19 protein-coding genes are annotated in these 26,775 nt (G+C 68.4%); 6 read left to right on the top strand and 13 right to left on the bottom strand.

Going from position 1 to position 26,775, the window contains the following annotated elements; genetic code table 11:
- The first annotated feature begins 63 nt into the window (after positions 1–63).
- Entirely contained in the window at positions 64–1,437 is a 1,374-nt protein-coding gene (locus ACWF4Z_RS17285; RefSeq protein ID WP_452244043.1) for an L-serine ammonia-lyase, read from the top strand.
- A gap of 74 nt (positions 1,438–1,511) precedes the next feature.
- Positions 1,512–2,345, top strand: coding sequence for a helix-turn-helix transcriptional regulator (locus ACWF4Z_RS17280; RefSeq protein WP_452244042.1), 834 nt, complete (start codon positions 1,512–1,514; stop codon positions 2,343–2,345).
- Positions 2,346–2,397: 52 nt separating this feature from the next.
- Here ACWF4Z_RS17280 and ACWF4Z_RS17275 read toward each other — a convergent pair whose 3' ends face one another.
- From ACWF4Z_RS17275 to lysX, 3 genes are all read right to left on the bottom strand, one after another.
- Positions 2,398–3,213, bottom strand: coding sequence for an alpha/beta fold hydrolase (locus ACWF4Z_RS17275; RefSeq protein ID WP_452244041.1), 816 nt, complete (start codon positions 3,211–3,213; stop codon positions 2,398–2,400).
- Positions 3,214–3,274: 61 nt separating this feature from the next.
- Positions 3,275–4,201, bottom strand: a complete 927-nt coding sequence (locus ACWF4Z_RS17270; RefSeq protein ID WP_452244040.1) for a hypothetical protein — start codon at positions 4,199–4,201, stop codon at positions 3,275–3,277.
- A gap of 77 nt (positions 4,202–4,278) precedes the next feature.
- Entirely contained in the window at positions 4,279–7,632 is a 3,354-nt protein-coding gene (gene lysX / locus ACWF4Z_RS17265; protein WP_452244039.1) for a bifunctional lysylphosphatidylglycerol synthetase/lysine--tRNA ligase LysX, read from the bottom strand.
- 109 nt (positions 7,633–7,741) lie between these two features.
- Between lysX and ACWF4Z_RS17260 the strand changes: the two genes are divergently transcribed.
- Both ACWF4Z_RS17260 and ACWF4Z_RS17255 read left to right on the top strand, forming a co-directional pair.
- Complete coding sequence (locus ACWF4Z_RS17260) at positions 7,742–8,431, top strand: DUF998 domain-containing protein (RefSeq protein WP_452244038.1); 690 nt, start codon at positions 7,742–7,744, stop codon at positions 8,429–8,431.
- Positions 8,428–9,186 (top strand): alpha/beta fold hydrolase, encoded by a 759-nt coding sequence (locus ACWF4Z_RS17255; protein WP_452244037.1) that lies wholly within the window; start codon positions 8,428–8,430, stop codon positions 9,184–9,186. The genes ACWF4Z_RS17260 and ACWF4Z_RS17255 overlap by 4 nt, the downstream gene beginning before the upstream one ends.
- On the opposite strand, the gene ACWF4Z_RS17250 is transcribed toward ACWF4Z_RS17255, so the two are convergent.
- The 4 genes from ACWF4Z_RS17250 to ACWF4Z_RS17235 all read right to left on the bottom strand — a co-directional run bounded on the left by ACWF4Z_RS17250 (position 9,183) and on the right by ACWF4Z_RS17235 (position 16,808).
- The gene (locus ACWF4Z_RS17250) at positions 9,183–10,412 is read right to left on the bottom strand and encodes an ROK family transcriptional regulator (RefSeq protein ID WP_452244036.1); all 1,230 of its coding nucleotides are present in this window, start codon (positions 10,410–10,412) and stop codon (positions 9,183–9,185) included. The two genes, ACWF4Z_RS17255 and ACWF4Z_RS17250, sit on opposite strands and share 4 nt — an antisense overlap.
- 183 nt (positions 10,413–10,595) lie before the next feature.
- Positions 10,596–13,520 (bottom strand): ATP-binding protein, encoded by a 2,925-nt coding sequence (locus ACWF4Z_RS17245; RefSeq protein ID WP_452244035.1) that lies wholly within the window; start codon positions 13,518–13,520, stop codon positions 10,596–10,598.
- A 90-nt stretch (positions 13,521–13,610) separates the two neighbouring features.
- Positions 13,611–13,820, bottom strand: coding sequence for a hypothetical protein (locus ACWF4Z_RS17240; RefSeq protein WP_452244034.1), 210 nt, complete (start codon positions 13,818–13,820; stop codon positions 13,611–13,613).
- Positions 13,821–13,832: 12 nt separating this feature from the next.
- Positions 13,833–16,808, bottom strand: a complete 2,976-nt coding sequence (locus ACWF4Z_RS17235; protein ID WP_452244033.1) for a type 2 lanthipeptide synthetase LanM family protein — start codon at positions 16,806–16,808, stop codon at positions 13,833–13,835.
- A gap of 368 nt (positions 16,809–17,176) precedes the next feature.
- Between ACWF4Z_RS17235 and ACWF4Z_RS17230 the strand changes: the two genes are divergently transcribed.
- Together ACWF4Z_RS17230 and ACWF4Z_RS17225 are read left to right on the top strand one after the other, a co-directional pair.
- Positions 17,177–18,232: an MsnO8 family LLM class oxidoreductase gene (locus tag ACWF4Z_RS17230; protein WP_452244032.1), complete on the top strand. Its 1,056-nt coding sequence runs from the start codon at positions 17,177–17,179 to the stop codon at positions 18,230–18,232.
- Between the two features lie 41 nt (positions 18,233–18,273).
- The gene (locus tag ACWF4Z_RS17225) at positions 18,274–19,734 is read left to right on the top strand and encodes an NAD-dependent succinate-semialdehyde dehydrogenase (protein ID WP_452244031.1); all 1,461 of its coding nucleotides are present in this window, start codon (positions 18,274–18,276) and stop codon (positions 19,732–19,734) included.
- Here ACWF4Z_RS17225 and ACWF4Z_RS17220 read toward each other — a convergent pair.
- The 6 genes from ACWF4Z_RS17220 to ACWF4Z_RS17195 all read right to left on the bottom strand — a co-directional run bounded on the left by ACWF4Z_RS17220 (position 19,731) and on the right by ACWF4Z_RS17195 (position 26,565).
- Complete coding sequence (locus ACWF4Z_RS17220) at positions 19,731–20,450, bottom strand: polysaccharide deacetylase family protein (protein WP_452244030.1); 720 nt, start codon at positions 20,448–20,450, stop codon at positions 19,731–19,733. The two genes, ACWF4Z_RS17225 and ACWF4Z_RS17220, sit on opposite strands and share 4 nt — an antisense overlap.
- Positions 20,451–20,642: 192 nt before the next feature.
- The gene (locus tag ACWF4Z_RS17215; protein WP_452244029.1) at positions 20,643–21,401 is read right to left on the bottom strand and encodes a 3D domain-containing protein; all 759 of its coding nucleotides are present in this window, start codon (positions 21,399–21,401) and stop codon (positions 20,643–20,645) included.
- 106 nt (positions 21,402–21,507) lie between these two features.
- Positions 21,508–23,943: a glycoside hydrolase family 2 protein gene (locus ACWF4Z_RS17210; RefSeq protein WP_452244028.1), complete on the bottom strand. Its 2,436-nt coding sequence runs from the start codon at positions 23,941–23,943 to the stop codon at positions 21,508–21,510.
- Between the two features lie 70 nt (positions 23,944–24,013).
- Positions 24,014–24,616 carry an SGNH/GDSL hydrolase family protein gene (locus tag ACWF4Z_RS17205; RefSeq protein ID WP_452244027.1) on the bottom strand — a complete coding sequence of 201 codons (603 nt, stop codon included), beginning with the start codon at positions 24,614–24,616 and terminating at the stop codon, positions 24,014–24,016.
- A gap of 25 nt (positions 24,617–24,641) precedes the next feature.
- Positions 24,642–25,739 carry a Gfo/Idh/MocA family protein gene (locus ACWF4Z_RS17200; protein WP_452244026.1) on the bottom strand — a complete coding sequence of 366 codons (1,098 nt, stop codon included), beginning with the start codon at positions 25,737–25,739 and terminating at the stop codon, positions 24,642–24,644.
- A gap of 76 nt (positions 25,740–25,815) precedes the next feature.
- Positions 25,816–26,565, bottom strand: a complete 750-nt coding sequence (locus ACWF4Z_RS17195) for a sugar phosphate isomerase/epimerase family protein (RefSeq protein ID WP_452244025.1) — start codon at positions 26,563–26,565, stop codon at positions 25,816–25,818.
- Positions 26,566–26,775 lie beyond the last annotated feature (210 nt).

The raw sequence follows: 26,775 nt of genomic DNA, 5'->3' as shown, positions 1-26,775 counted from the left end.
CGGGTCCAACAGAGCGGGGAGGACACCAAACGGTCAACGGCGACCGGAAGGAACCTCCACACGATGGCGATCAGCGTCTTCGATCTGTTCAGTATCGGGATCGGCCCGTCGAGCTCCCACACCGTGGGACCGATGCGCGCCGCCCGCACCTTCGCACTCGGTCTCGCCGACGCGGGTCTGTTGCCCGCGACGACGAAGGTCGAGGCCCAGCTCTTCGGCTCGCTCGGCGCGACCGGGCACGGGCACGGTAGTAACAAGGCGGTGATCCTCGGCCTCGAGGGCTCGGACCCGGAGACCGTCGTCACGCATGCGGTCGACGCGCGGGTCGAGACGATCCGGGAGCGCGGCCGGCTGCTGCTCGCCGGTACGCACGAGATCGCGTACGACGAGAACACCGACCTGATCATGCACCGGCGCAAGACGCTGCCGTACCACCCGAACGGGATGACGTTCGTGGCTCGCGGCGCGGATGGCGTCGTACTGCGGGAACGCACGTACTACTCGGTCGGTGGTGGATTCGTTGTCGACGAGAACGCGGCAGCGGGGGACCGGATCGTGCCGGACACGACTCCGCTGAAGTATCCGTTCACCACCGGCGCGGAGTTGCTCGACCGGTGCCGGGAGTCGCAGCTGTCGATCAGCGAGGTGATGCTCGCGAACGAGCTCGCCTGGCGGACCGAGGACGAGATCCGCGCCGGTCTGCTGCACATCTGGCAGGTGATGCAGGACTGCGTGCGTGAGGGCTGCGAGACCGAGGGCATCCTGCCGGGCGGTCTCAAGGTGCCGCGGCGGGCGCATGCGCTGCACACCAAGCTCACCCACGATCCCTGGTCGGTCGATCCGCTCAAGGTGATGGACTGGGTCAACCTGTTCGCCCTGGCGGTCAACGAGCAGAACGCGTCCGGTGGGCGGATCGTGACGGCTCCGACGAATGGTGCCGCGGGCATCATTCCCGCCGTACTGCACTATTACCGTCGATTCGTGCCCGGGGCAACCGATGACGGTGTGGTCCGGTTCTTGCTGACGGCGGGGGCGATCGGCGTTCTGTACAAGGAGAATGCGTCGATCTCCGGGGCCGAGGTCGGCTGTCAGGGTGAGGTCGGGTCGGCCTGCTCGATGGCGGCCGCGGGACTGTGCGAGGTGCTCGGTGGTACGCCGCTACAGGTCGAGAACGCGGCCGAGATCGCGATGGAACACAACCTCGGCCTGACCTGCGACCCGGTCGGCGGGCTGGTACAGATCCCGTGCATCGAGCGGAACGCGATGGCGTCGGTGAAGGCGATCAACGCGTCCCGGATGGCGATGCACGGCGACGGCGTCCACGTGGTCACGCTCGACAAGGTGATCAAGACGATGCGCGAAACCGGTGCGGACATGAAGATCAAGTACAAGGAGACCTCACGCGGCGGCCTGGCCGTCAACGTGATCGAATGCTGACCTGGCTGGTGGGCCGGATGCCTAGGTAACGGCGGTACCAGGCTGTTTCGTTGGGTGCGCGGGATACTGGGGGTGTGAACGAGCTCGGTCGAACCTTGCACGCGTGGCGTGACCGGATCACGCCCGAGGAAGCCGGTCTCCCGCAGGGTGGACGGCGTCGCGCGCCCGGTCTGCGGCGTGAGGAACTGGCGATGCTGGCCGGGCTGTCGGTCGACTACATCATTCGCCTCGAGCAGGGGCGGTCGGAATCTCCGTCGGTGCAGGTGCTGACCGCGCTGGCGCGGGCGCTCCGGTTGTCCGATGCCGAGCGCAACCATCTGTTCGTCGTCGCGGGTCAGGTGCCACCGTCGCCGGGCCGGATCTCCGGACACATTCCGCCGAGCGTGCAGCGGATCGTGGACCAACTCTCCGGTACGCCGCTAGGTGTGTACGACGCCTCCTGGACACTGATCGCGTGGAACGCTCTCGGCGCCGCGCTGCTCGGAGACCCATCGGCGTGGACAGGGCGGACGCGCAACATCATCTGGCGGCACTTCACCGGGATGTTCCACGACCGGATCGTGCAGACACCTGACCAGCAGCGGAGCTTCCTGATCGCGACCGTGACGGATCTGCGTGCCTCTGTCGCGCGCTACCCGAACGACAAGGACCTCGCGGCGTTCATCGATGACCTTCGCGACTGCTCCGAAGAGTTCGCAGCCCTCTGGGATCAGCCCGTCCTAGGCTTCCACCGCTCCGAACACAAAATCGTCAACCACCCCGAGCTCGGCCCCATCCCCGTCGACTGCGACGTCCTCACCGTCCCAGGCTCCGACCTACGCATAGTCATCTACACCGCCGCCCCCACCTCCGAAGCCGCCGAAAAACTCCGCCTCCTATCAGTAATCGGCCTACAAACAGTCCCCTGACAAGTCGACTTTCGAGAGTACCGGCGATGTGCTGCCGCACTCCGACGTTGCCTCAGCGGGTGTGGAGGATTGTGGTGGTTATCAGGGTGGGGGCGTCGTTCATGGGGACGTGGCCGCAGTTGAGGAGGGGGATGTAGCGGGCGGTGGGGAGTTGGAGGTGGGCTCTCGCGGCCTGGCGGGGGAGTAGGACTCGGTCGTGGGTGCCCCAGGCGATGGTGACGGGGATGTCGGGGACGTCGCCGTCGAAGGTGATGCCGGTGCGGGCGTGGGCGGCTACGCGGTCGAAGGCGGGGGCGTCGCGTAGGGCTCGGGTCTCGGCCACCACGGCGTCCGGGTCGCGGAGGGCGGGGCGGTGATAGATCGCCCCGGTCAGTACGCGTCGACCGGCCGGCGTGCGGGACAGACGTCGTACGACGGACTCCGGCGTACGGCGGGCCGCTTGCCGGAGCCTGGTCAGGAGGCCGATGGCCCAGGCGTTCTCGCGTGGGGTCCAGAAGCCGGCGGGTGCGAGGGCGGTGACCGATCGGGCCAGACCGAGCTGGCCGAGGCGCAGCGCGACCATGCCGCCCATCGAGTTCCCGGCGACGTGCGGCCGGTCGAGGTCGAGCGCCGTACAGAAAGCCTCGACCACCCGCGCGAGACTGTCGAACTCGTCGGGCACTCCGTCCGGTAGGTCGGGAGACTCACCGAATCCGGGGAAGTCGAGCGCGATCACATCGCGCTGTTCGGCGAGCAGCTCGAGCACCGGGTCGAACGCCTGCCGGTGGTGACCGATGCCGTGCAGCAGGAGCAGCGGCTCGCCCGCGCCTTTGCGGTCGTAGGCGATCTCCACCCCCGGCACGCCGGCCACGGTCACCGTTGCTCTCATGACCTCATCGTGACCGCGGTACGCCGTTCTGTCATCGTGACATGCCTCATGTCACATAACCTCAATACGCCTCGACCTCGGAGGTTTTGGCGTTGCCGTCGATGGTCGGCTCGAGGTTCACCTGCCATCCCTCGTTGGCGCCGAAGGTCTGCGCGAACTTCTGGAACGAGCAGTCCGCACCGAACTGGCGGCGCTCCGAACTCCACTCCGCGCCGCTCTTGTAATAGATGTGATACGTCCCGCCGATCCGCGTGATGATGGCGGTCTTGGACGCCTGGATGTACATCATCACGTGCGGCTGCCCGGGTGGCTGACCGGCAGTGACGATCGAGACCGCGACGTCCTTCGCCGTACCGTTGGTGACCTTCAGCTTGCCCGTGCCGGCGGTGCCGGTGCGGACCAGGACCTTGCCGTTCACGGGACGGTCGGGCTTCGGCGCCGGGCCCGGGTCGGGCAGGGTCTTGCCGAAGGTCAGCTGCAGCCGCTGCAACGGCAGGATCGCGCCGTTGAGGTCCGCGCGCAGCTTCCGCTGGACCTTTTGCGACGTGTAGGCGACCCCACCACACCGCGCGTCCAACTCGGTCTGATCGGTGTCCGACAGCGACTCGGCCGCTACCGCGAGCTGATTCTGGATCACCTCGTGGGCAGAACTCAGCCGCGAACTCACCGTGACCCCGGCCAACTCCGAAGACGCCATCGTCAACGCGTCGGCGAGCGTCTTCATCGCCTCGGTCAGGCCCTCGGCCGTCCGGACCCGGGTCAGCGTGCGCAACGGAACCGCGAGGCCGGTCTCGATCTTCGTCAACTCGGCCTGGTACGCCGCCGACCCGAGCGGATCCGTCGGCGCGGGTGAGACCGGTACGGACGTGGTCGTCGTACCGCTCGTCGAAGGCGAGGACGCGACCGGGGTCTGTTCCGGCGCGTTACTACAGCCGGCCACCCAAGCCAGCATCCCCACCCCTGCGCAGAGCGCAGCGCAGCGCTTCATGTCCAACCCCCCAGGTCGCCCCACACGCCCCGTGCCGCACAGGGTATGCGGACACCCACCCTCGACGCGACTTGTGCCTAATCCCTTGCCGAGGGTCTAACGAACGGGAACGCGAGCGTTGCGCGGATGTTCTGTCCGGTGAGCATCATCAGGACCCGGTCGACGCCGATACCCAGACCACCGGTCGGTGGCATCGCGTACTCCAGGGCACTCAGGAAGTCCTCGTCCAGCGACATCGCCTCGGGGTCTCCGGCCGCGGCCTTGAGCGACTGCTCGGTGAGGCGGCGGCGTTGCTCGACCGGGTCGACCAGCTCGGAGTACGCCGTACCGATCTCGGCGCCGAAGGCAACCAGGTCCCAGCGTTCGGCCAGGCGTGGGTTGGTTCGGTGCGTCCGGGTCAGCGGTGACGTCTCGAGCGGGAAGTCGGTGTAGAAGGTCGGCAGCGTGGTTGTCGGCTCGACGAGCTCGTCGTACAGCTCGAGGACGAGCTCACCGGCCGACATCTCGAACGTCGTGTGGACGCGGTGTTCCGCGCAGAGCTCGCGAAGGCGCTCGGCCGGAGTATCGGAGTCGATGTCCACTCCCGCGGCCCGGCCGACCGCGTCGTGGACCGTGATGACGGGCCAGTCGCCGGAGATGTCGAGATCACCCTCCGCGCGGCGGACGATCGGCTTGCCGTGCACAGCGGTCGCGGCCTCGATCAGCAGCTCACGGGTGAGCTCGCGCATGACGTGGTAGTCGGCGTACGGCTGGTAGGCCTCGACCGAGGTGAACTCCGGGTTGTGGGTCGCGTCGGCACCCTCGTTGCGGAAGTTCCGGTTCAGCTCGAAGATCTTGCCCATCCCGCCGACGCTGAGCCGCTTGAGGAACAGCTCGGGCGCGATCCGCAGGAACAGCTCGGTGTCGTAGGCATTGATGTGGGTGATGAACGGTCGCGCGTTCGCGCCGCCGTGCACGACCTGCAGCATCGGCGTTTCCACCTCGATGAACCCGCGCGACTCGAAACCGTTGCGCATGGCCCGCACCGCCGCACTGCGGTGCTGCATCATCCGCAGGGAGTCCGGATTCATCACCAGGTCGATGTGGCGCTGGCGGACCCGTGCCTCGGGATCGGTGAAGCCCTTACGCTTGTCCGGCAAGGGATGCAGGCACTTGGCCGCCATCACCCAGGCTGTTACCGCGATCGACAACTCGCCGCGGCGGCTCGTCACGACCTCGCCGGTGACGCTGACGTGGTCGCCGATGTCGACCAGCCGCCGCCACTGGTCCAACGGGACCTCGCCGCAGGCCTCGGACGTCAGCATCACCTGCAGCTGGGCCAGTCCGTCCTGCAGCGACGCGAACGCCAGGCCGCCGTGGTTCCGCATCCGCATCACCCGGCCGGTCACGGACACCACCTGGCCCGTGTGGTGGTCGGGCGGCAGGTTCTGATGCAGCTCGCGGATCCGCTCCAGCGTCTCCGTGCGTGGCACGCTGACCGGGTACGGATCGATGCCGGCCGCAACGAGCTCGGCGAGCTTGGTCCGGCGGATCTGCTCCTGCTCGGTCAGCTTGCGCTCGGGCATTGCCGGCCGCAGCAGTTCGTGCTCCTGCTCCCGCACGGAACTGGCGAACGCGCCGCCGTCCGCGACCGTGATCGCGTGCCGCTCTGCCGTCTGCGCGCTGTCGACGCGCGTCCACGGACGCGGCGCCGGCAGGAATCCCTCCGCAGTCCCGGCTGCTAGCAGCACCTGCGCCAGCGACGCACCGCGCGAGTAGCAGATCAGCCGTGGTGACCAGCGGGGCAAGTACTTCTCGTTGGACTGGTAGAGGCTCTCCAGCTGCCAGAACCGCGAGGCCGCGGTCAGCAGCGCGTTGGTGAGCCGCAGCACCGGACCCGCGCCGACCCGCTCGGCGTCGCTGAAGATCTCTCGGAACATGGCGAAGTTCAGCGAGATCCGATGCACCCCGAGATCGCCGCAGGCATCCACCAGCGACGTGACCATGAACTCCATCAGCCCGTTCACGGAGTCCGGATCGCGCCGCATCAGATCCAGCGAGACGCCCCGGACACCCCACGGCACGAACGACAAGAGTCCGCGGACGACGCCGTCCGCGTCGCGCGCGATCACCATCACGCAGCGTGCGTCGGCCGGATCGCCCAGTCGTCCGAGCGCCATCGAGAACCCACGCTCGGTCCGCGCGCCACGCCACTTCTCCGCGAGGTGCACGTACTCGGCCAGCACATCCGGTGACAGGTCGCCGTGCCGGACAACTTCCGCGTGGTACCCAGCCCGCTGGACCCGCGTGACCGCCTGCCGGACCGGCCGCATCGTGCGGCCGTCCAGGGTGAAGTCGGCGACATCGATGATTGCCTCGTCGCCCATCGCCAGCGCGCGCAGGCCGGCTTCGACGTACGCCTCGGCTGCTTCCTCGCTCGCGGACACAACAGCGGGCGACCAGCCGTACGTGCGTGCTTCGGCCAGCCAGCGCTGGATCGCGGCCGGCCAGGCGGCTGGATCACCGAGTGGATCGCCACTGGCCAGGCTGACGCCGTTGACCACCCGATACGCGATCGCGGCCTCGTTGCCCGGGGCGAAGACCACCGCCTTGTCCCGGCGGGTGGCGAAGTACCCGAGCGAATCCCGCTCGCCGTGCAGCAGGAGCAGCCGCCGCACCTCGAGCTCCTCGGGTTGGGTCAGGTACCGCACGCGACGGACCGAGCGGAGGAAGATCCAGAACGCGACCACCAGCGAAGCGGCCGAGATCCCGCCGACCGTCAGGCCGATCCAGCCGTGACCCTCGTGGCCGCCCATCTTGTTGCGGGACTGGCCGAGCGCGGCGATGATCGCCCAGCCGATCTTCTGCCGCTGACCGTTCAGCGTCCGCGGGAAGATCTGGGTCAGGGTGACGCTGACCGCGATCGAGACCAGCAGGCCGAAGACCATCGATCCGACCGCGAGCCGCCGGGTCCCGGGAGCCAGCCGGGCCGGGAACGCGCCACGGATCTTCCACAGCAGCACGATGATCGCGCTCACGACGACCACCTGGACGATGCCCCACTCCAGGTCCTGCACCGTGGCCGGACCGAAGTCGCTGAGCAGCTCGGCGTCGTGCGGATTGGCCAGCCGGACCGTGGTGAACGCGACGGCGGCGGTCTGCGCGAACAACCAGAGCGCCTCGAAGACCCAGAGCACCCAGAGCAGCGCCGCCCGCTTCCCGCGGAGCAGTGCGCTACCGACGACGGCCAGGTAGACCGCCGAGAAGAACGTGTGCCCGGCCGGGATGCCGAAGAAGTCGAACGCCTGGTCCACGCGCTTGACGTAGGCCGGCGCGAAAACGTGCAACGGAATCGCAATGAACGACCACACCGAGGCGAGCACGACAACCCTGCCCACCCACACCGCGGCACGCTGCTGCCACGCGGGAATCACTTCCTGTTCCGACCGCACCAAGCGATCATCCCATCTGTTCGCTGAGAGAACGGTCGACCTAGGTCTACCCCGACGGTATAGCTGACGCCACAGTCAAGCCGGTGGTTGCTGTGCCAGCCTGGTGAGCGTGACCGTCACCGCCGTGCGCACAGTGCCGTATCGCCCGCTGCGCAACCTGATGATCGCCGCCGGCGTGCTCTACTGCAGTCTGATCCTGGAGCTGGCCGCAGGCTTTCCGCTGGACATCCATCGGTCGTTCCTGAGCGAGCTCGGTGCTCAGGATCAGGCGACCGGACCTTATGCGCAGGCGATGGACTTCAGTACGGGCGTGCTGCTGCTGGTCGCGGCGATCCTCGCCCGGGCCGCGGCGCGGCTGCATCGCGATGTGACCGGATTGCTGATCAGCTCGGCGATTTTCGGCGCGGGGACGATGTTCGACGCGATCTCGCCGATGGATTGTGCGCCCTCGGTGAGCGCGGCCTGCCGGGCCGCCGAGGGGAGCGGTCAAGCCGGCGCCGACCTGGTGCTGCACGAGGTGACGTCCACCCTCGCCGGTCTCGGCAGTATCGCGATGGGCGTCTTCGCGCTGCTTGTCCTGCGCCGCCTGGGCTGGGGTGGTGCCTGGGGCCGGGTGGTCGGCGTACTGGCCGGGGCGGTCGTGGTGACGCAGACCTGGCTCGGGGCCCAGACCGGGCTCGAGGTGCTCACCGGTGACGACCTGCACGCTCCCGGCCTCCTGCAGCGCGTATCCGTCCTGATCTTTTGCGTCTTTCTGGCGACATTGCTGCCTGGTCTGAGGCAAGCTCTTTCTCGATGACGATGATCTGGATCGTGTTGCCCGGCCTGGCCGAGACCCCGGAGGAGTTCGCCCGGGTCGTCGAGCTCCTGCCGGACGAGGACCTCCGCGTCATCGATCCGTGGCGTACGCCGATCACCTCCGACGTCGACGAGTTGCGTACGGCGGCCGGCGTACCGACCGGTGCGGAGATCGGTCTGATCGGTCACTCGATCGGCGGGCTGGCGGCGATGCGGTGGGCGCTGTCCCGGCCACTCGAGGTGACCAGGCTCGTGCTGGTCGACACCAGCCTGACCTCCGAGACCGGGGTGCGGTGGCTCTATCCCGGCACGCGCGGTGATCGGGCGGCTCGGTCGTTCCTGGGGTTCCTGGGGCGGATCGGCGTACCGCAGCTGCTTGGTCCGACGTTGCGGCGGCTGATCGTGCGGATCGGCAGCGTCTCGAACCGAGACCTGCTGTCGAAGGCAACCGCGAAGAGCCGGTACGGCGCTGCGACGTCGTGGGTGCTGTTCTGGGACGAGCTGGCGAGCAGCTGGGAGGTGGCCGCCGAGGTCGCCAAGCTGGTCGCCGCGCCGGTCGGCTCGGTCGCACCGACCGTCCTCCTGGTCGCGACCGGTGGAAGCTCACGACCCACCGCCCGCAGTTGGCTCGCCGGCCAACGCCGCCTCGCCGAGATCTTCCGGGGCGTGGTCGAGGTCCTCCCGGACTCGGCCCACCTGGTCCAACTGGACCGCCCCGACGCCATCGCCGCCGCCGTCCGGCAGCAAACGGCCTAGGTAGTGCTGGTTAGCGCGGGGGTGGGGAGCTTGCGCTGCCAGACCTCGTCGAGGGCCATCCGCATGGCTCCGGTGACTACGGCGTCTTCAGCCAGGGCGGACAGCTCCAGCTTGGGGTGGTTGAGAGTCAGGAGCCGTAGCTGGTCGGCGATGGCGTCGAGGAGGACCGCACCGGCCCGGGCGACACCGCCGCCGATGACCACGGCGGTCGGGTCCAGCACCAGTACGGCGGGGGCCAGGGCGCGGGCGAAGTCCCGGGCGACGCGCTGCACGACCGCCTGAGCCACCGGGTCGCGCTCTGCGGCTGCGGCGAAGACATCGGCCGTGTCGAGCTGGTCACCGCCCAGCTCGGCCAGACGGGACCCGGGGTTGTCCAGTGCGGCCTGGCGGCCGAGGGCGGCGATCGCCTCGGAGCCGACCGCCCGCTCGAGCGGGCCGCGGCTGTCCTCGGGGTTGATCACGTCGTCGGGCGCAGTGGCGATGAAGCCGATCTCACCGGCCGCACCGGTGCCGCGGTGGAGTCGACCGTCGATCACGATGCCCGCACCGAGCCGCTCACCCCACTGGACGGCCAGCAACGTGCCGGTGCCGCCGCGAGCGGCTGCGATCGCCAGTGCGGCCAGGTTGGCGTCGTTGTCGAGCATGACCGGGCAGTCCAGCAGTCCGCGGACGTGCTTGATCAGGTCGATCGCGGACCAGCCTGGGACACTTGGAACCAGCTGGACGCGGCCGGTGTGCTCGTCCACGATGCCGGGACTGGCCGCGACCGCGGCGGCGATGTCCTCGACCGGAACCTCGGCCTCCGCGAGCGCCTCGGTGATCACCTCGCCGATGACCCCGAGCAGCTCCTGGGCGGTCCAGCCCGGCCCAGAACGTCGTACCAGCGAGAGCTTGCGACCGGCCAGGTCGGAGACGCCGACGGTCACGCGGTGCGGGCCGACATCCAGCCCGAGCACCGGCGCCGCGCGGCCGCGGAGCGACACGCGGATGGCCGGGCGACCGAGTGAACGGTCGGCCGAGTCCGGGCCGTGCTGCTGCAGCCAGCCGGCGTCGAGTAGCTCGTCGACGGCCTGCGCCACAGTCGGCCGGGCCAGTCCGGTCCGTTCGACCAGCTCGGCGACGCGGAGTGGTGCGGGCGCGGAGCGGCGCACCGCGTCCAGGACCGCGGCGACGTTGATCCGCCGCAGCATCGTCGTTCCGCCGCCGCCGACCGTTCCCTTGCTCATGTCCGACCCCTTGCTTGCCACTCGCACAGTATAGATAGCGAGCGTTCGTAAATTACCTTGCCGACTCGTGCCGTGTTGCTCGGCGGGCGGACGCCGATGTGTGAGTCGACAACTATCACCCTCCGGTCACCCGGTGTTCCAGCACACGCACCAGTGCCGGAATCGGTCCACCCGAACTCGGTCTCAGCCCTGGAGAACGGTCCGGGCGAAACTGCTCAGTGCCTCCCGATCCGGTTGCTGGGTCTTGGTCATCAGGCTGGCCACGTGCTTCTCCACGGTCCGTGGCGAGATGTGCAGACGGGACGCGATCGACTTGTTGCCGATCCGGTCCACCAGCAGCCGGCAGACCTCGTACTCGCGCGTGGTGATGCCGAGCTGACGAAGGTACGCCGGGACCAGCTCACTCCCGATCCGCCGCTGCGACACGGTCGCCCCCAGCTGGCGGAGCAGACTACGGCACGCGCTGGCGACGGCCTGGATGTCGGAATTGTGGAAATAGTCCTCGGCCTGTCGCAACCAGGTCACCGGCTCGCCCCACCCGTCCGCGTGGGCCGGCTCGGCCACCATCCGCAGCCCGAGGTGACCGGCCAGCGGATAGAGCGACGCGGTCTCCACCGCCTCCGCGACCTTGGCGTTGGCCGCTTCCACCTCTCCGTCGCGTCCTAGCAGTACGGCGTGAGCCAGCTGGACGAACTGCTTGTTCCACCGCATCCCGCTCGCGGCCGTTGCGGTGATCGCCTCGAAGTGCGCCCAGCTGTTCCGTCCGGACAGCACGCCGAGTAGCAGGCTCAGTCCGTTCTTGCCCGACGTATGCAGGGTTGTCGGGTTCTGAGCGTCGTACGCAAGAGCCTGGGCGAGCTCGGAGTCGGCGAGCTCGCGGTTCTCCTCCAGGAGCGCGCAGAAGGTGCGGGCGAGGCCGTAGGAGTACGGCAGCTCGTACGAGCCGTGTTCACCGCCCCAGCTGGCGACTTCGGCGAGTGTCTCCTCCATCGTGGCGCGTCGCCCTCGGTGTGCCTCGAGGATCGCCTTGGTGGACAGGAAGTACGTCGCCGACCGGCCCATCCGCATCCGTCGGGTGACCTGCAGGTACTCGTCGATGATCGTTGCGGCCTTGTCGTACTCGCTGCGCATGATCGCCTGCTGGCCGAGCACGCCATCGATATCGCAGACCAGCGGGATCGCGCCGATCCGCAACGCCTGCTGCCTGGCCCGTTCGAGCTCGACGATGCTTCCGGTGGCCAGGCAGATCGTGCCGGCCTGGAAGATGTGCGAACACACCCGCTGGAACGTCATCCCGTGCGCCTCGGCCACCTTCCGGGCCCGGTTGAAGTAGTCGATCGACTGGTCGAGATCGTGCTCGCGGGCCAGAATCCCCAGCAATTGCAGGGCCTCGCACGCCACGTCGGGCAGGTCGGCGCGTTCGGCCGCGGCGGCCGCGCGCAGGGCCAGTTCGGTCGCGACCTTCAGCCGGCCGGGATTCGTCCGGGCCAGCTCGAGGTTCGCCGCGACCGCGTCCACCGGCGCGAGGTCGGCGTCCTCCGCGTCGCTGCCGAGCAGGCTCCGCGCGGTCGCGACATGCGTCAGCGCCGCTGACCAGCGGCCGGCCATCTGTTCGGCGTTCGCGAGCTGGACGTGCAGAGCGGCGACCTTGCGGCTGTCGAGGTTGTGGTCGGCCATCTCCTCGACCGTTGCCGCGTGTACGGCGATGTCGTCGACCTGACCGGTCGCGCTGAGGGCCAGCAGCAACGAGCCGAGCACCTCGGCGCGATAGCCGATGTCGGGATCGCGAGCGAGCAGGCCATGGGCACGCTCGAGCAGGTTGGCCGCGGAACCGGTCGAGCCGTCGTCGAACGAGCGCCGACCGGCCAGCGCGAAGAGCCGCCCGGCCCGCGAGCAGTCCCCACCGGTCTCCGCGAGCTCGGCCACCATCTGGCACCACTCGCCCGGCAGGCCCGGATGCAGTTCTTCCACCGCGTCCGCGCAGCGTCGGGCCAGCGTCGCACGCTCGGTCGGCGTCAGCCCGGCCAGCAGGGCGTCCGCAGTCAACGGATGCCGGAACGCGTACCAGTCCGGCACCGGCTCGTCCGGTCCTACCAACTGGGCGGCCAGACCGGCGCGCAGTGTTGCCAAGAGCAACCGTTCGTCGGTCCCGGTCGCTTGGCGTACGACGCTCAGCGGAAAGCGGTGACCGATCACAGCAGCGAGGACGAGCAGGTCGCGCGACTGTGGACCGAGCTGATCGGTCCGACTGCTGATGCTTCGCACCACGGCGGCCGGAACTCCGGTGTGCAGGCCTTCCACCACCTGGAAGCTGCCGTCCGGCTTCGTCAGCAGCTGGCCGGCCCGGTTCGCCTCCTGCAGCAGTTCCTCAACGATAAAAGGGATTCCGGCACTGTCCTGCCACAGTCGCTCGGCCAGTTGGGCCGGCACCCCACCGACCGGGACCTCCAGGCATCCCGCCGCGAGCTCGGCCACCTCGTCGCGCTCAAGGGGTTGCAATTCGATCAGCGCGGCAGACCCACGCTGTGCCGACAGTCGGGCCAACTCGTAAGCAGCGCACGTTTCCGCACGCAGAGTCGCGACCAGGGCGATCGGCTGTTCGTCGAGGTTGTCGAGCAGGTACTCGACGACGGCCAGCGTCTCCGGATCGCAGCCGTGCAGGTCTTCCAGCACCAGCAGGCAACCACGATCGCGGCCGACCAGGGCGAGCAGCCGGAGCACGGCCTCGCCGAGCACCACGGGCGATGCCACCGCCTCGTGCGCCGTACCGTCGTCCCACTCCGGAACGAGCCGGCCGAGCACCTGCCGGTAGGGCCCGAGGCCTTCGGGCGCGGGCATCTCGCCGCGCCGGATCAGCGACAGCAACGCCTCGGTGAACGGCCGGAACGCGACCATCGTGCCGATCGCGCCGACGCGGCCGCGCAGCGTCGCCATCGCGCCGTCGAGCGCCTGCGTGGTCGCGACCGCGGCCAGCCGGCTCTTGCCGATCCCGGGCTCACCGACCAGGAAGACCGCACCCCCGTGACCGCCTCGGGCACCGGCCAGCAGACGGTCCAGGCGGTCGATCTCCGGATCTCTGCCGACCACTCGTGGCGAACGGGTCTGCATGCTTGCCAACTCTAACGACGTATCGCCGGTATCGCAGCGGATCGGCCGGCCCGTTCCGGCGGGCCGGCCGATCCTGGCTCAAGCGCTTACTTAGTTCGGGTTGATCGTCGTCCAGGTGATGCAGCCGTCGACGACCGAGGCAAGCGCGACCGCACTCAGGCCGACGGTGCCGACCAGGGCGAGCGCGCGAGCACCGACCTTGGTGCGCTTCGGGAGGATGATCGGGCCGAGCGGGTCAGTCGCTTCGGTCGTGGTGGGCTGGTTCTCGGGGTCCTGCTGGGTGTCGTGCTGGGCGGTCATGCTTCTCCCCTGTCACTCGGGTAGGTGTCGGCGTACTGGTGGGCGCCTCGACCCTGCGGTTGGTTCGAGCAGCAGCACGGACGGAACCCGTTCGGGGAATGCCAGTCGGAGCATGCCGTAGCCAATTCCCGCCAGACCGGTCAGCAGACCTGGAGATGGAACCGCTCGCGGCGTCCCGCACTGGGGGCCGTACTGCTGTATCGCAGCGAGCACCAGGCCGGCACGGCGTCGCCGTACCCCCTCTACGGCCGGGTGATCGCGTTCGGCCAGCCACACCAGTGGCTCGACCGCGCCGAGCTCGCCATGACACAGGCTCATGTCTGCGAGCACCGGACGTTCTGAGGCGGACTTCAGATAGGCATCGAGGTCCGCGGGTACTCCCGCGGCCAGCCGGGCCAGTGCGGTACCGGCGTCGCCCGAGCACCAGCCATGGCCGCCGGGATGATCCGACCGATCCAGATCGGTCGCCGTGCGCGCGGCATTCAGGTACCTGTCGCCAGGTACGCCGTACTGGCCGAGAGCCCATGCAATGCCTTGATAACCGCGGGCGAAGCCGTAGTGCTGCGCGTCACGACCATGACGTACGCCGAGCTCCACGGCGTGCACGAGTTCGTCGGCGTACCGCTTGGCCAACCTCGTCGCCGCCGAGAGACCCTCGATCGCGCTGACGGCGGTGAGTCCGCCGGCCGCGCCCTCTGCGTACGTCGGGAACTCGGAGTGCTCGGGTTTGAGCTGCTCGCTGAGTTCCAGCGACGCCGCGAGCCAGTTGGTCAGCTCGGAGTCGCCAAGAAGCGTGCAGAGGCGATTGAGGCCGTAGCTGATGCCACCGAGTCCGTGGAAGCCCGGGCCAACCAGTTGTGCGGACTCCAGGTCTCCGGCGAGAGCGTCGAGCAGTTGGGGGACCGGCCGGATCGCATCACGGGCCAGCTCGCAGTACTTCTGGGCTCCGGTCAGCTCCCCGACCTGCGCGAGGAAGAGCGCCGTACCGGTGTAGCCGCTTGAAAGGCCTGCACCCATGGCCCGGACGGCCCAGTGGTGGTCGTCGAGCAGTTCGAGTCCGAGCCAGTTGGCCGCACCGCCGCGTTCGCTGATCACCTGCGCGACGATCTCGTCCGCGATGTCGGTGGCCGCGGCGAGCATGCGCTCAGGGTCCGCCTCGGTGACGCCGAGCCCTGGCCGGGTGGCCTTGGTGGCGTGCGCGATCGGCTCCGGCCGGGTGGCCAGCGATGCCGAGATCACCCACTTCTGCCGGTGCTCGTCGATGTCGTCGAGACGCGCGATCTTCGCTTCCACCGCGGCCAGACCTTCGGTGACCAGGACGTTGGCGACGCGGGTGCCGTCGGAGGCCCAGACGTCCCGGCTGTCTGGGCGAGCGGTGAAGAGCGGTACGTCCCCGGCCCACAGGTCCGCCAGCTCGTACGGCACGATCTGGTGCAGCGACGCGTCGGCGTCCCACAACAGGTCCAGCAACTGACTGCGCCCGGCTGCGTCCCGCAATGCGTCCGGATGGGTCGACTCATCGAGCAGGCCGGTGTAGAGATTGGTGCTCCTCGGGACGAACCTGATCTCGTCCGCGGCGCAGCGGGCGAGCATGCCGTCCGCTCCGGTCAGGTCGTCGCGGTGCCGGGCAATCGCCTCATACGCGGCCCGGAACCCTGTGAGCACAGCGATCTCGTGATCTCGCGGCTCGATCACACCACCGTCGAGCACGGGTCGGTTGCTGGCACTGTGCGTCCGGCCGGGACGCCTGATCAGGTGCATCGAGTCCAAGCCGGCGTCGGCCCAGTCGACCATGCTCGTTGGCGCCGTCTCATCCGCGTCCCCACCGAGACCGGACATGTCCGCCACCCCGTGCTCGCCACTCACGAGGAGCGGAAGGAGTGCAGTGCGGTAGACCGAGCCGAGAAGCGCGCGGTACGCCGGATCACGGCTCAGCAAGAGCAGGGGGGTGTGGCTGGGATGAAAGAGCGTCTCGACATCCACGAGCACCGGCTGATCACCAGCGGCGATCAGGTTCTCGTAGTGCATGTCCGTGCCGTCGAGCACGTACAGAAGCGCCAGTAGAGCGCCCTGCCGGTGGTAGAACCGCCGTACTCCGGCCAGGTCCTGACAAGGCTCGTGTACGACGTACTCCAGCCAGCCATAGCCGTCGCGGGGGATCAGCTCGACCGTCCGGATGTCCAGACCGGTCTTGTCGTTCAGCCAGTCGACCAGCTCGTTGAAATGCCCGTGCAGGTCGAGCGGCCGGGGCTTGTAGACCAGCCGCCGCCCGTCCGCGAAGGTGAGGATCGCCGTGCATCGCCCGCCCCGGTGGGGATCGCCCCCGGGTTCGATCGCGGTAACAGCGCCGGGATCCCGGCCGTCCAGCAGTCCGGTGACCAATGACTCACGGTCCTCGGCGAGTCGTGCCAGCAGCTCGAGGTGACCCTCGACGCCCTGCCGGCACGACTCGCCCAGGACCCGGGCCAGCACCGGATATGCGGCCAGGAACTCCGCCAGCTCGCTCCCTCCGACGAGCCGGTGGGTGAAGTCCAGAAAACGCTCGGCCGGGGTGTCACCGGCCAGCTCGCCGCGGTCGCGCGCGCGGGCAAGCTCCAGCACCAGCGTCCGCGACGCCAGCTTCACCAGCCGCAGGCCGAGCCTGTGCAGGAACTGCTCGGCCAGTACGCCGGTGTGCCCGGCCGCGGTCAGATCGCGGCGGGCGGCGGTCAGCAGGGGTTCCAGGCAGAGCATGAGCGCCTGCCGCCAGTCTGTGCCAGACCCACCCGCTGTCCCGGCTGCCCCACCTGATGTGTGGCCGTCGGTGACATCGGTCCCTGCAGGGCCTCGACTGGCGGCAGGCGCGCTCGATGGGAGGGAGGTGCTGCGCTCGACGTACTCGGCCCAGGGCGGCGCGGTCAGCGTCAGCTCGTGCGGACGCACGCCCGGCGACCACCAGGTGTTGCCCTGGTCGGTGCGGGCCGGGCCCGTGGTCGCGGAGTTGAGCACGCGCACAGGCTGCCATCGGCGATGGGGTCCGGACATGGGTAAGCGACCCCCATATTTGCGTGAAAGCCGCTTCGCAGCGGGGCATGGTGTCCGGCGGTGCATGCCGTGGGGTGACGACTGGGGGTTGAGCACCCCGCGGCAGCAACGCGTCGGCCGAACGTCCTTTGGTGGAAGGCCGTCGGGTCAGGGTGGGAACGATGCCTTGGCGCGCAAGCGCCGGGCAAGTGCTTCAGACCCCCAAATTCGGGTCCCGGAACCGCCCTGCACACGTGGGTGTGCACCGGCCGGAAGTTGGGGGCCGAACACCCATGTGCGAACTCGAACGGCGCTGCGACGGTGAGCACGTGCTATCGCCTGTCACTCCCGGTTTGCCAGTCTCGGCCCACTCGGTCCTGGACGTCGTACCGCAGCTGCCCGGTCAGTCGGCTGCGGCCGCGCTCCGGGAGACCGCGGAGGTGGCACAGGCTGCCGACGACCTCGGGTACCGCCGGTTCTGGGTGGGGGAGCAACACGGCGTCCGAGGCGTCGGTAGCGCGGTGCCGGCCGTGATCGCGGCGATCCTGGCCGCCCGGACGGACCGGATCCGGCTGGGCGCCGGCGGGGTGCAGTTGACCAGCCATCAGCCGCTGGTGGTCGCAGAGCAGTTCGCGGCGCTGGCGGCGGCGTACCCGAGTCGGATCGACCTGGGCGTGGGCGTCGGGCCGCAGCACCGCATGGCGGTCAGTACGGCGGCCGCACTCGGCGGGACTGCCCGTGACGCGTTCCCGCAGCGGTTGGATGAGCTGTGTGAGTTTCTGCGGGACGGACTACCAGGGCGGGCACCGGTTGGCGACGTACGGCTCGCGCTTGCTGGGTTGCCGCCACCAGTGTTCGTGTTGGCCGATCATCCGGGTGCTGTGTCGACTGCCGCCGTACGTGGGCTGCCTGTCGTTGTGATGCACCACTCGGCGTCTGCGGTGACAGCTGCGGCTGTAGCGGCGTACCGGGAGCACTTCGAGCCGACCGGGCATGCAGTGAAGCCATACCTCGCTCTTACGGTCGGAGTCGTCGCGGCCAACTCGGAGGACGAGGCGATCGTCCGGTTCGCCGAGTACGTGCGGGTGAAGACGCGCCTCGGCTCGTCGGCACCGCGGGCGACTCCGGCAGAGCTGATGGCGCTCCTGGATGAGCCACTGACTGGACGGGAGCGTGGACGGGCCGAACGGCTCTTGGACGACCCCGGCACCGTTGTCGGCTCCAGAACGACCGTCGTGGCCGAACTCGGCGCACTGGTCGCAGACACGACCGCAGACGAGCTCGTGCTGGTCCCACTGGCCTTCGACGGCCTGATCCGGTCAGCCATCCTTCGCACCATCGCCGCCGGCCTCACCCGCACAGTCCGCACTGTCCCCAGGCACGCACCACCCCTTATAGCCACGGCCTAATGTGGGTACTGCCCTACTAGTTCGTAGTGAGAGGCAGGCGGATGTCACGGGAACGGGAAGTCGTAGAGGCATGTCCGACCGAGCTGTTCATCGGAGGTAAGTGGGTAGCGGCCAGCGGTGGCAAAACGCTGGCTGTCGAAGATCCAGCCACCGGTACGACGCTCTGTGACGTAGCTGATGCCAGTCCGGCCGACGGTGTCGCCGCACTCGACGCAGCCGCCGCCGCGCAGGCGGACTGGGCCGCCACTCCACCACGTGAGCGTGGCGAGATCCTGCGTCGTACGTATGAACTCATGACCGAGCGCGCCGACGATCTCGCCCTGCTGATGACGCTCGAGATGGGGAAGCCGGTCGCCGAGTCCAAGGGCGAGATCGCGTACGCGGCCGAGTTCTTCCGCTGGTTCGCCGAGGAGGCGGTCCGGATCGAGGGCGGCTACCAGATCGCGCCGAACGGCAAGGGCCGCTTCCTGGTGATGCGGCAGCCGGTCGGACCGTGTCTGCTGATCACGCCGTGGAACTTCCCGGCCGCAATGGGCGCCCGCAAGATCGGCCCGGCCGTCGCCGCGGGCTGCACGATGGTGATCAAGCCGGCCGCGCAGACGCCGTTGTCGATGCTCAAGCTGGCCGAGCTGATGACCGAGGCAGGGCTGCCGGCCGGTGTGCTGAACGTCGTCACCACGCAGGACGCGGGTGGCGTGATGGAGCCGCTGATCCGTGACGGCCGGGCGCGCAAGCTGTCCTTCACCGGCTCGACCGGCGTCGGCCGGAAGCTGATCGAGCAGGCTGCCGACCAGGTGCTGCGGACGAGCATGGAGTTGGGCGGGAACGCGCCGCTGCTCGTTTTCGCCGACGCTGATCTGGACAAGGCGGTCGAGGGCGCGATGCTGGCCAAGATGCGCAACGGCGGCGAGGCTTGTACGGCGGCCAACCGGATCTACGTGCAGGCACCGGTGATGGACGAGTTCGCGGCCCGGCTGACCGAGCGGATGGCCGCGCTGAAGGTCGGGCGCGGGACCGAGGACGGTGTCGACGTCGGTCCGTTGATCGACGGGAAGCAGCGGGACAAGGTACGCGAACTCGTCGACGACGCCATCGCGAACGGCGCGCGGACGCTGACGGGCGGATCGGTTGCCTCGGGCAATGGATACTTCTACCCGCCGACCGTGCTGGCCGACGTACCGCGGAACGCCCGGCTGCAGAAGGAGGAGATCTTCGGGCCGGTCGCGCCGCTGACCGCCTTCGAGACCGAGGACGAAGCGGTTGCGATGGCGAACGACACCGAGTTCGGCCTGGTCTCATACCTCTTCACCAACGACCTGTCCCGTGCGCTGCGGGTCTCCGAACGGCTCGAGAGCGGCATGATCGGACTGAACCAGGGCATCGTCTCCAACCCCGCCGCGCCGTTCGGCGGGGTGAAGCAGTCCGGCCTGGGCCGCGAAGGCGGGACGGTCGGCATCGACGAGTACCTGGAAATCAAGTACGTCGCCGTGAACCTGGACTAGCCCTTCATCAGCTGAGTGACCGTGACGAGCTCGTAGCCGTGGGTTCGCAGGCCCTTCACGATCGGAGTGATGGCTTCGTCGGTGTACGGCGCGTTGTCGCCGCCGTGCATGTGTAGTACGACGATCGAGCCGTCGCGGGCGTGGTCGAGTACCTGCTTGATGATCGGCTTGGGCGACTTCGCGAACCCGTCCGCTCCGGGGACGTCCAGCCCGACCGCAGTCACACCGGCCGATGCGAGCTCGTGCAGTGCGGTTGCGTCGTAACACCCGCCGGGGAAGCGAAACCACCTGGTCGCGTGGGAATCCAGCTGATCGAGCTCCACGACGGCACGCCGTACGTCCGTCAGCATCTCCGCGCGTGGGACTGTGCCGAGCGTGTAGCAGTGCTTCGTGAAGCCACGGTGGTCGTAGGTGTGCGTCCCCAGCTCGAACAGTGGGTCCGCGGCGAGCTGACGGGTCACGTCCGGATACTGCTCCATCCACATGCCAGTCAGGAACATCGTCGCCGGGACGTGCATTGAGCGCAGCTCATCGATCAGATGCTTGTTGTAGTAGGAGTGGACCTTTCCACTCAGCAGTCGACGGCGCATCAACGCCGTCAGGTCAGCGTCGAACGTCAACGCGACCCGACGCCTGCCGCGCGGCCCGTGGTCGATCACCGGCATCAAGTTCGTCGCATGCGACTCACCAGGGCGCAGGATCAGCTCGGGCCGCACTGTCCGGAGAGTGGGGGTTATCGGCTGCTCGACGGACGGTGCGGCCGTCGGCTTCGGCGTACTGGTGACTACGCCCGTAGACGACTCGGTTTCTCCGCATCCGGTCAAAACCATGAGACCGATCAAGGTCAGGGCTGTGCATCGCTTCCCCCAGTGGCGTGTCACGGTCGCCAGTATGCACGGGGATAAGGCCTACTCGACGGTGAGGGTGAGGCGCTGGATGCCCCAGTTGTCGGCGGCGGGGCCTGGTGGGAACCAGACGTCGACAATGTCGTCCTTGATCCAGCTGCCGATGTCTGCGGCGTAGCAGTGGCCGTAGCCGGGGACGTAGAGGCGCGTGCCCCAGGGGATGTTGCGAGCGTCGACGGCGCAGATGCCTGTGCCCGCGTTGTACCCGAGGGCTGTCTGCGCGACGTCGTTGTACGCCGAGACCCGATAGTTCAGCGTGGTCCCGGCCGCGAGGCGGAAGGCCGCCAGTTGGTTCGACGAGTTCAACCGGTACGACGTACTGATCTGACCGATCGATGCGGCCGCGGTGTCCTCAGACGACATCGCATAGACCTGGTAGTGCGCACCAGCGCACGGGCTCGCGTCTGTCACCTGCAACGTCGGCTGGCCCCAGTCGCTGATCCACTGCAGCGCCTGCCCGTTCTTGAACGCGCGATACGCCTTCGCACCGCTCACCCGGTTGAACGTGAAGGTGACCTTGCCGTCGGCGCCGAGGCCGCCGGTGATCCCGCCGGGTGCGGGCAGCCGGCCGCTCACGTCGTACGCCGGCGCGGTCGTCCCGTTCCCGTGACCACCCGAGACCGGGCGGTCGGGGATCGGTCCGGTGTAGAAGTGCTGACAAGCCGGCAATGCCGCCGTGGCGGTCGCCGGAGCAACGATCAGGGCACCGAAACTGAGTAGCGCGATCGTCAGTGCGCGGAGCTTGGGCCGATCTGTGGGCATGGCGACGAGACCTCCGTGGTGGGGCGGGACCGACGGGGTGAAACCGAGCAGGTTTCACCCCTAAGTAGCGGTCCCGCCGACCACTTAGTCAAGGTCTCGATGTAATTCAGTTCAGTAGGTCATTGGCTGACCGCAGCACTGGTACGCCGATCTCCGTCGGCACGGTCCCGCCCGTGACGTGGAAGGTGTGGCTCTCGCCCGCCGACAGCGTGACCAGGCACGAGTCGACCCGTGCCGCCGCATCCAGCCGGTCCGGGAACAGCGCGAGGTCCTTGGCCAATGCGGTCGCGGTCACCGTGACGTCGTACCCGTCGGCCGTCGCCGCGACCGTCGCGGTGTAGGCATCGCCGGCCAACTGCAACGCGGTGTCCTCGACGAAGTACCAGAACGCGAGCTCTCCATCCGAACCGCGGACCTCGAGGTACTCGCCGAGCGCATCGCCCGATGTCGCCACCGACTCGGGCAGCGAACTCACGAGCGACGAGCGCGGCGCGACCTCCAGTGCGAAGGTCTCCTGGGCGAGCACGTCGGCACCGGTTGTCGATCGCCGCCGAACGGTGACCTCGCCGGTCCACGGCAGATCCGTGTCGTTGTGCGCGGCAACTACCAGCTCCTGGTCACGAGGTTGCACGGTGAGCAGGCGATCGGCGTACACCCGCTGCAACGCGAACCACAGCGGCTTGCGGATCCCGTGCCCGTCGACCGCGGCCCACGAGACGACCGGCCAGTTGTCGTTGAGCTGCCACACGATCGCGCCGGTGTTCAACGGGAACAGGCTGCGGAAGTGTTCGATGCCGTAGGCAACCGCACGTGCCTGGTTCAACTGCGTGGTCCAGTGCCAGTCGTCGATGTCCTTCCACTGCGGCAGATGCTCCCCGAGTCCGCGCTCGAGCTTGAGGTTCCCCTCGAATGCCTTCTGGTGAACGAGCATCTGCCGGCCGTACGGGTCCAGCGGTGAATCGTGCACCACGGACACCAACGTCGACCACGCCGGCGGACCCTGGAATCCGAACTCCGACACGAACCGCGGCTTGTACTTGCGGTACGTCGAGTAGTCCACCTGGTTCCACACATCCCAGATGTGCATGGTCCCGTGGCGTTCGTCGTTCGGGTGGATGAAGTGGTCGTACGAATACGGGCTCCCCGGCGAGTACGGCGTTCGCGGGTCGAGCTCGGCGACAATCCGGGGCAGGACCTCGAAGTAGTACCCCTCGCCCCACGCGCGTCCGGCGAGCGGCAACCGCCAGTCCCACTCGACGTATCCCCAGATGTTCTCGTTGTTGCCGTTCCACACCGCGAGGCTGGCGTGCTTGCTCAGCCGGGTGACGGCCTGCCGCGCCTCGGCCTCCACCTCGCTGCGCAGCGGCTCGTCCTCCGAGTAGGCCGCACACGCGAACAGGAAGTCCTGCCACACAAGGATTCCGAGCTCGTCGCAGACGTCGTAGAAGGCATCGCTCTCGTAGATCCCGCCACCCCACACGCGCAGCAGGTTCATCCCCGCGTCGACCGCGTCCTCGATGCTCGTCCGGTAGGTCTCCGGGGTCAGCCGGGTCACGAACGCATCGTCAGGGATCCAGTTGGCGCCGCGGACATAGATCGGTGTGCCGTTCACCGACAGCACGAACGGCGTCCCATCGTTGTCCGGGGCAACGTTCATGGCGACGTCCCGGAATCCGACCCGGCCGCGCCACTCGTCGTCGTCCGCCGTGACAGTCACGTCGTACAGCGGTTGCCGGCCGTGCCCACGTGGCCACCACAGGTCCACGTCCTCGACCCGATTGGTCAGCGAAGCGGTGTCCCAGCCCGGCTTGATCGAGACCGATTCCTTGCTGCCGGCGACCTCGACGGTGACGGTCGCGTAGGCCTTGTGGTTGTCCGACCAGGCCAGCGAGACGTGCGTGGTCAGTACGCCGTCGGCCCCGGCCAGCGGACGGACCGAGTCGATCCGTACGCCGGACCACGATTCGATCCGGATCGGCCGCCAGATACCTACGGTCGCGACGTCAGGTCCCCAGTCCCAACCGAAGTTCGAGGCCATCTTGCGTAGCTGGTTGTACGGGTGCTGGTTCGTGTGCGGCCAGCTTCCGGCCGTGGTCCGGGCCGCCTCCGCGGCCGTCAGCGGGCCGGCGAACTCGATCACCAGCTCGTTGTCTCCGGCAACCAGTACCCCGGTGACGTCCAGCCGGTAGGACCGGTGCTGGTTCGCTGTCCGGCCGACCACCCGGCCGTTGAGTGTGATCGTCGCGACCGTGTCGAGTCCCTCGGCGACCAACTCCTGACGTTCGTTGCCGTCGGCAACCCATGCGAACGACGTTCGGTAGCTCCATCGGGTCCGTCCGATCCAGTGCAGGTCCGACTCGTTGTCGCCGTCGAACGGGTCCGGGATCTCGCCGGCCGCGAGCAGGTCGGTGTGCACCTCACCGGGCACCGTCGCCGCGATCGACCGTCCGATCAGACCGTCCGGAGCGGGCCCCTCCACCGCGCGGACGACCCAGGCGGCACCACCGTCGGTGGTCAGTGGAACGACGTTGATCGATGTCACAGGCGAGCTCCCAAGTGAACCGGTTTAGTTACAGCACACGACAGCTCCCCAGCGAGTGGGGAGCGGAATTTCAGTGGTCCAGAACGAACTTTCGCCACAGGTCCGCGAGCGCCCGATGGCCCGCCGCGGTCGGGTGGACGCCGTCGTCCGCGAGCGTGGCGGCGCCGACGGTCGCGGCCTGCCGGTTCAGCTCGAGATACGCCGGCACCAGGATGGCGCCGTACTCGACGGCCAGCTTCCGGACCACGTCCAGCTTCGGATCGAGGTCCTCGCTCCACGCGTCCTGCCCGTCCTTCACCGGCAGGACGAACGGCTCGATCAGGACGACGGGACACGTGAGCGAATCCAGCATCGCCCGGTACGACGCCTCGAACGACTCGGCCGTGGTCGGATCGTTCTTGTCGTACCGCCGCCAGGTGTCGTTGATCCCGATCAGGATCGACACCAGCGCAGGCTCCTCGGCCAGCACGTCCGCGGACCATCGGGCGGCCAGATCGACCGCCCGATTGCCGCTGATGCCGACGTTGACGATCCGCGGCCGGCGCGGGCCGAGGTCGTCGTACAGCATCCGTACGTAGCCGTCGCCGAGCCGGTCCGGGTCGGTACGACGGCCGCAGTCGGTGACGGAATCCCCGGCGAACACGACCGTCCGCCGGGGATCCATGAACGTCATAGTCACAGAATTGATCTCACAGGTCTCAGAGGGTCGTCGCGGTGACGTCCCAGTCGTCCGGCAGGATCGGCGCGACCTCGACCGTACTCTGCACGTCGACGAACGCACCGGTGTCGATCGAGTCGGTGATCGAGGCCATCACGTCGACGATGTGGAACGCCAACGCCCCGGTCGCGCGATGCGGCCGGTCGGCCCGGATCGCGCGCGCCATCTCGAGTACGCCGGTGCCGCGCTGCGCGACCGCCTTCGTCTCCGCGATGGTCTCCCAATCGTCGCCACCACGACGACGGATCTTGATCTCACCGTCGAACCCGTTCGGATCCGGTACGGCGAGCGTCGCGTCCGTCCCGGTGATCTCGACGAACCCGGCGCGCGGCAGCGGGGAATCGAAGCTGAAGATGCTCTGCGACGACTGCCCAGACTCGAACCGTGCGATCGCGCTGACATGCGTCGGCACGGTCACGTCGAACTCGGTGCCCGCCAGCGGACCGGATCCGATCGTGCGCTTGTCCCGCGACTTGGAGCCGATCCCGGCCACGGCCGCGACCGGACCGAACAGCTGCACCAACGTGGTCAGGTAGTACGGACCGATGTCCCACAGCGGACCCGCGCCTTCCTGGAACAGGAACGCCGGGTTCGGGTGCCAGGACTCCGGGCCGGGCGACTGCATCAGCGTCAGCGCCGTCAGCGGCTGACCGATGTCACCCCGCTCGATGATCCGGCGTGACTCCTGCAGACCCGGACCCAGGATGGTGTCGGGCGCACACCCGAGGCGGACGCCGGCGTCCTGGGCCGTGGCCAGCAGCTTCAGACCGCTGTCCTGGTCGAGCGAGAACGGCTTCTCGCTCCACACATGCTTGCCTGCGGCAACCGCTGCCAGCGCCACCTCGACGTGCGCGATCGGGATGGTCAGGTTGACCACGATCTCGACGTCCGGGTGGTTCAGGACGACGTCGGGACCCCCGTGGGCCTCGATGCCGTACTCCTCGGCCTTCGCCTGCGCCGCCGCCGGCCGAAGGTCGCCGATCGCGACCACCTTCAGATCCGGAAAGCTCTGCATGCTCTTGATATAGGCGTCGGAGATGACTCCGGCGCCGATCACACCAACACCGACAGAGCTCATCGACGTCCTCGCTTCGCTCCGGGCGCCGTTGAGGCACGAGTGGCGCTGTGCTTTTTGATGAACTCGCTTCGCTCCTTCATGCAGGTGCGCCCTCTCCCGTGAGGAACTTGTAGCTGCCCTCGACCGCGTCGAAGATCTCGCCGGTGAAGTCGTCCAGCTCGACCACCCGCAGCGCGCTCGGCGCGGCGGCCAGGATGTCCCGTACGGCGACAACCCCGTCGCCGACCGCGACCTGGGCCTTGTTGTCGTGCGTCCCGTCGCCGTCCTTGACGTGCAGCGCCTTCACCCGGTCGCCGAACTTGTCGAGCAGCGCGGTCACGTCGGCACCGCCGACAACGGCCCAGTACGTGTCGACCTCGAGGATCACGTCGTCGGACAGGTTGTCGACCAGGATCTCGAGCGCGTGCACGCCGTCGATCGTCGACTCCAGCTCGAAGGCGTGGTTGTGGTAGCCGACCGTGATGCCGTGCTCGGCGGCTTCCTTGGCGGCCTCGTTCAGGCTCGCCGCGATCTCCTTGATGCTGTCAACGGCCTGCCAGCGCGCGGGATCCGTGTGCGGGTCGATGACCGTACTGATGCCGAGGCGCTTCGCGGCGGCGTAGATCGGGGCGCTGTCTTCCCGGAGCAGGCCCGCGTGCGTGGTGGGTGCCGAGAGTCCGTGCTTGGGCAGCGCGTCGGCCAGACGGTCCGCGTAAGCGGTCAGACCGAAGGGCTCGACCTTCGTGAAGCCGATCTCCGCGATCCGGGCCAGGGTGGCGTCGAAGTCCTCTTCGAGCTTGCCCCGGACCGTGTACAACTGGAGGGACAGGTTGTCCACTGCGACCATGGTTTCTCCTTGTCGCCGACGCCTCGCCCGCTGCCCTGGGGCCGCACGCCGACTGATAAGCCGAACCGGTTAAGTAACGACGGCAACCGTATCCCAACCGGCCCCACCCACACCACCCTCGGCCCAGCGGTTGAGAGGCCTCCGGCGCATTTCCCCACCCGCGGGCGATTTGATCAAACAGTCACTCTATGCGGTTGTGTGGTGACAGGT

The organism is Kribbella sp. NPDC055071, assembly GCF_053608045.1.
This window is presented reverse-complemented; position numbering and strand designations above follow the sequence as displayed.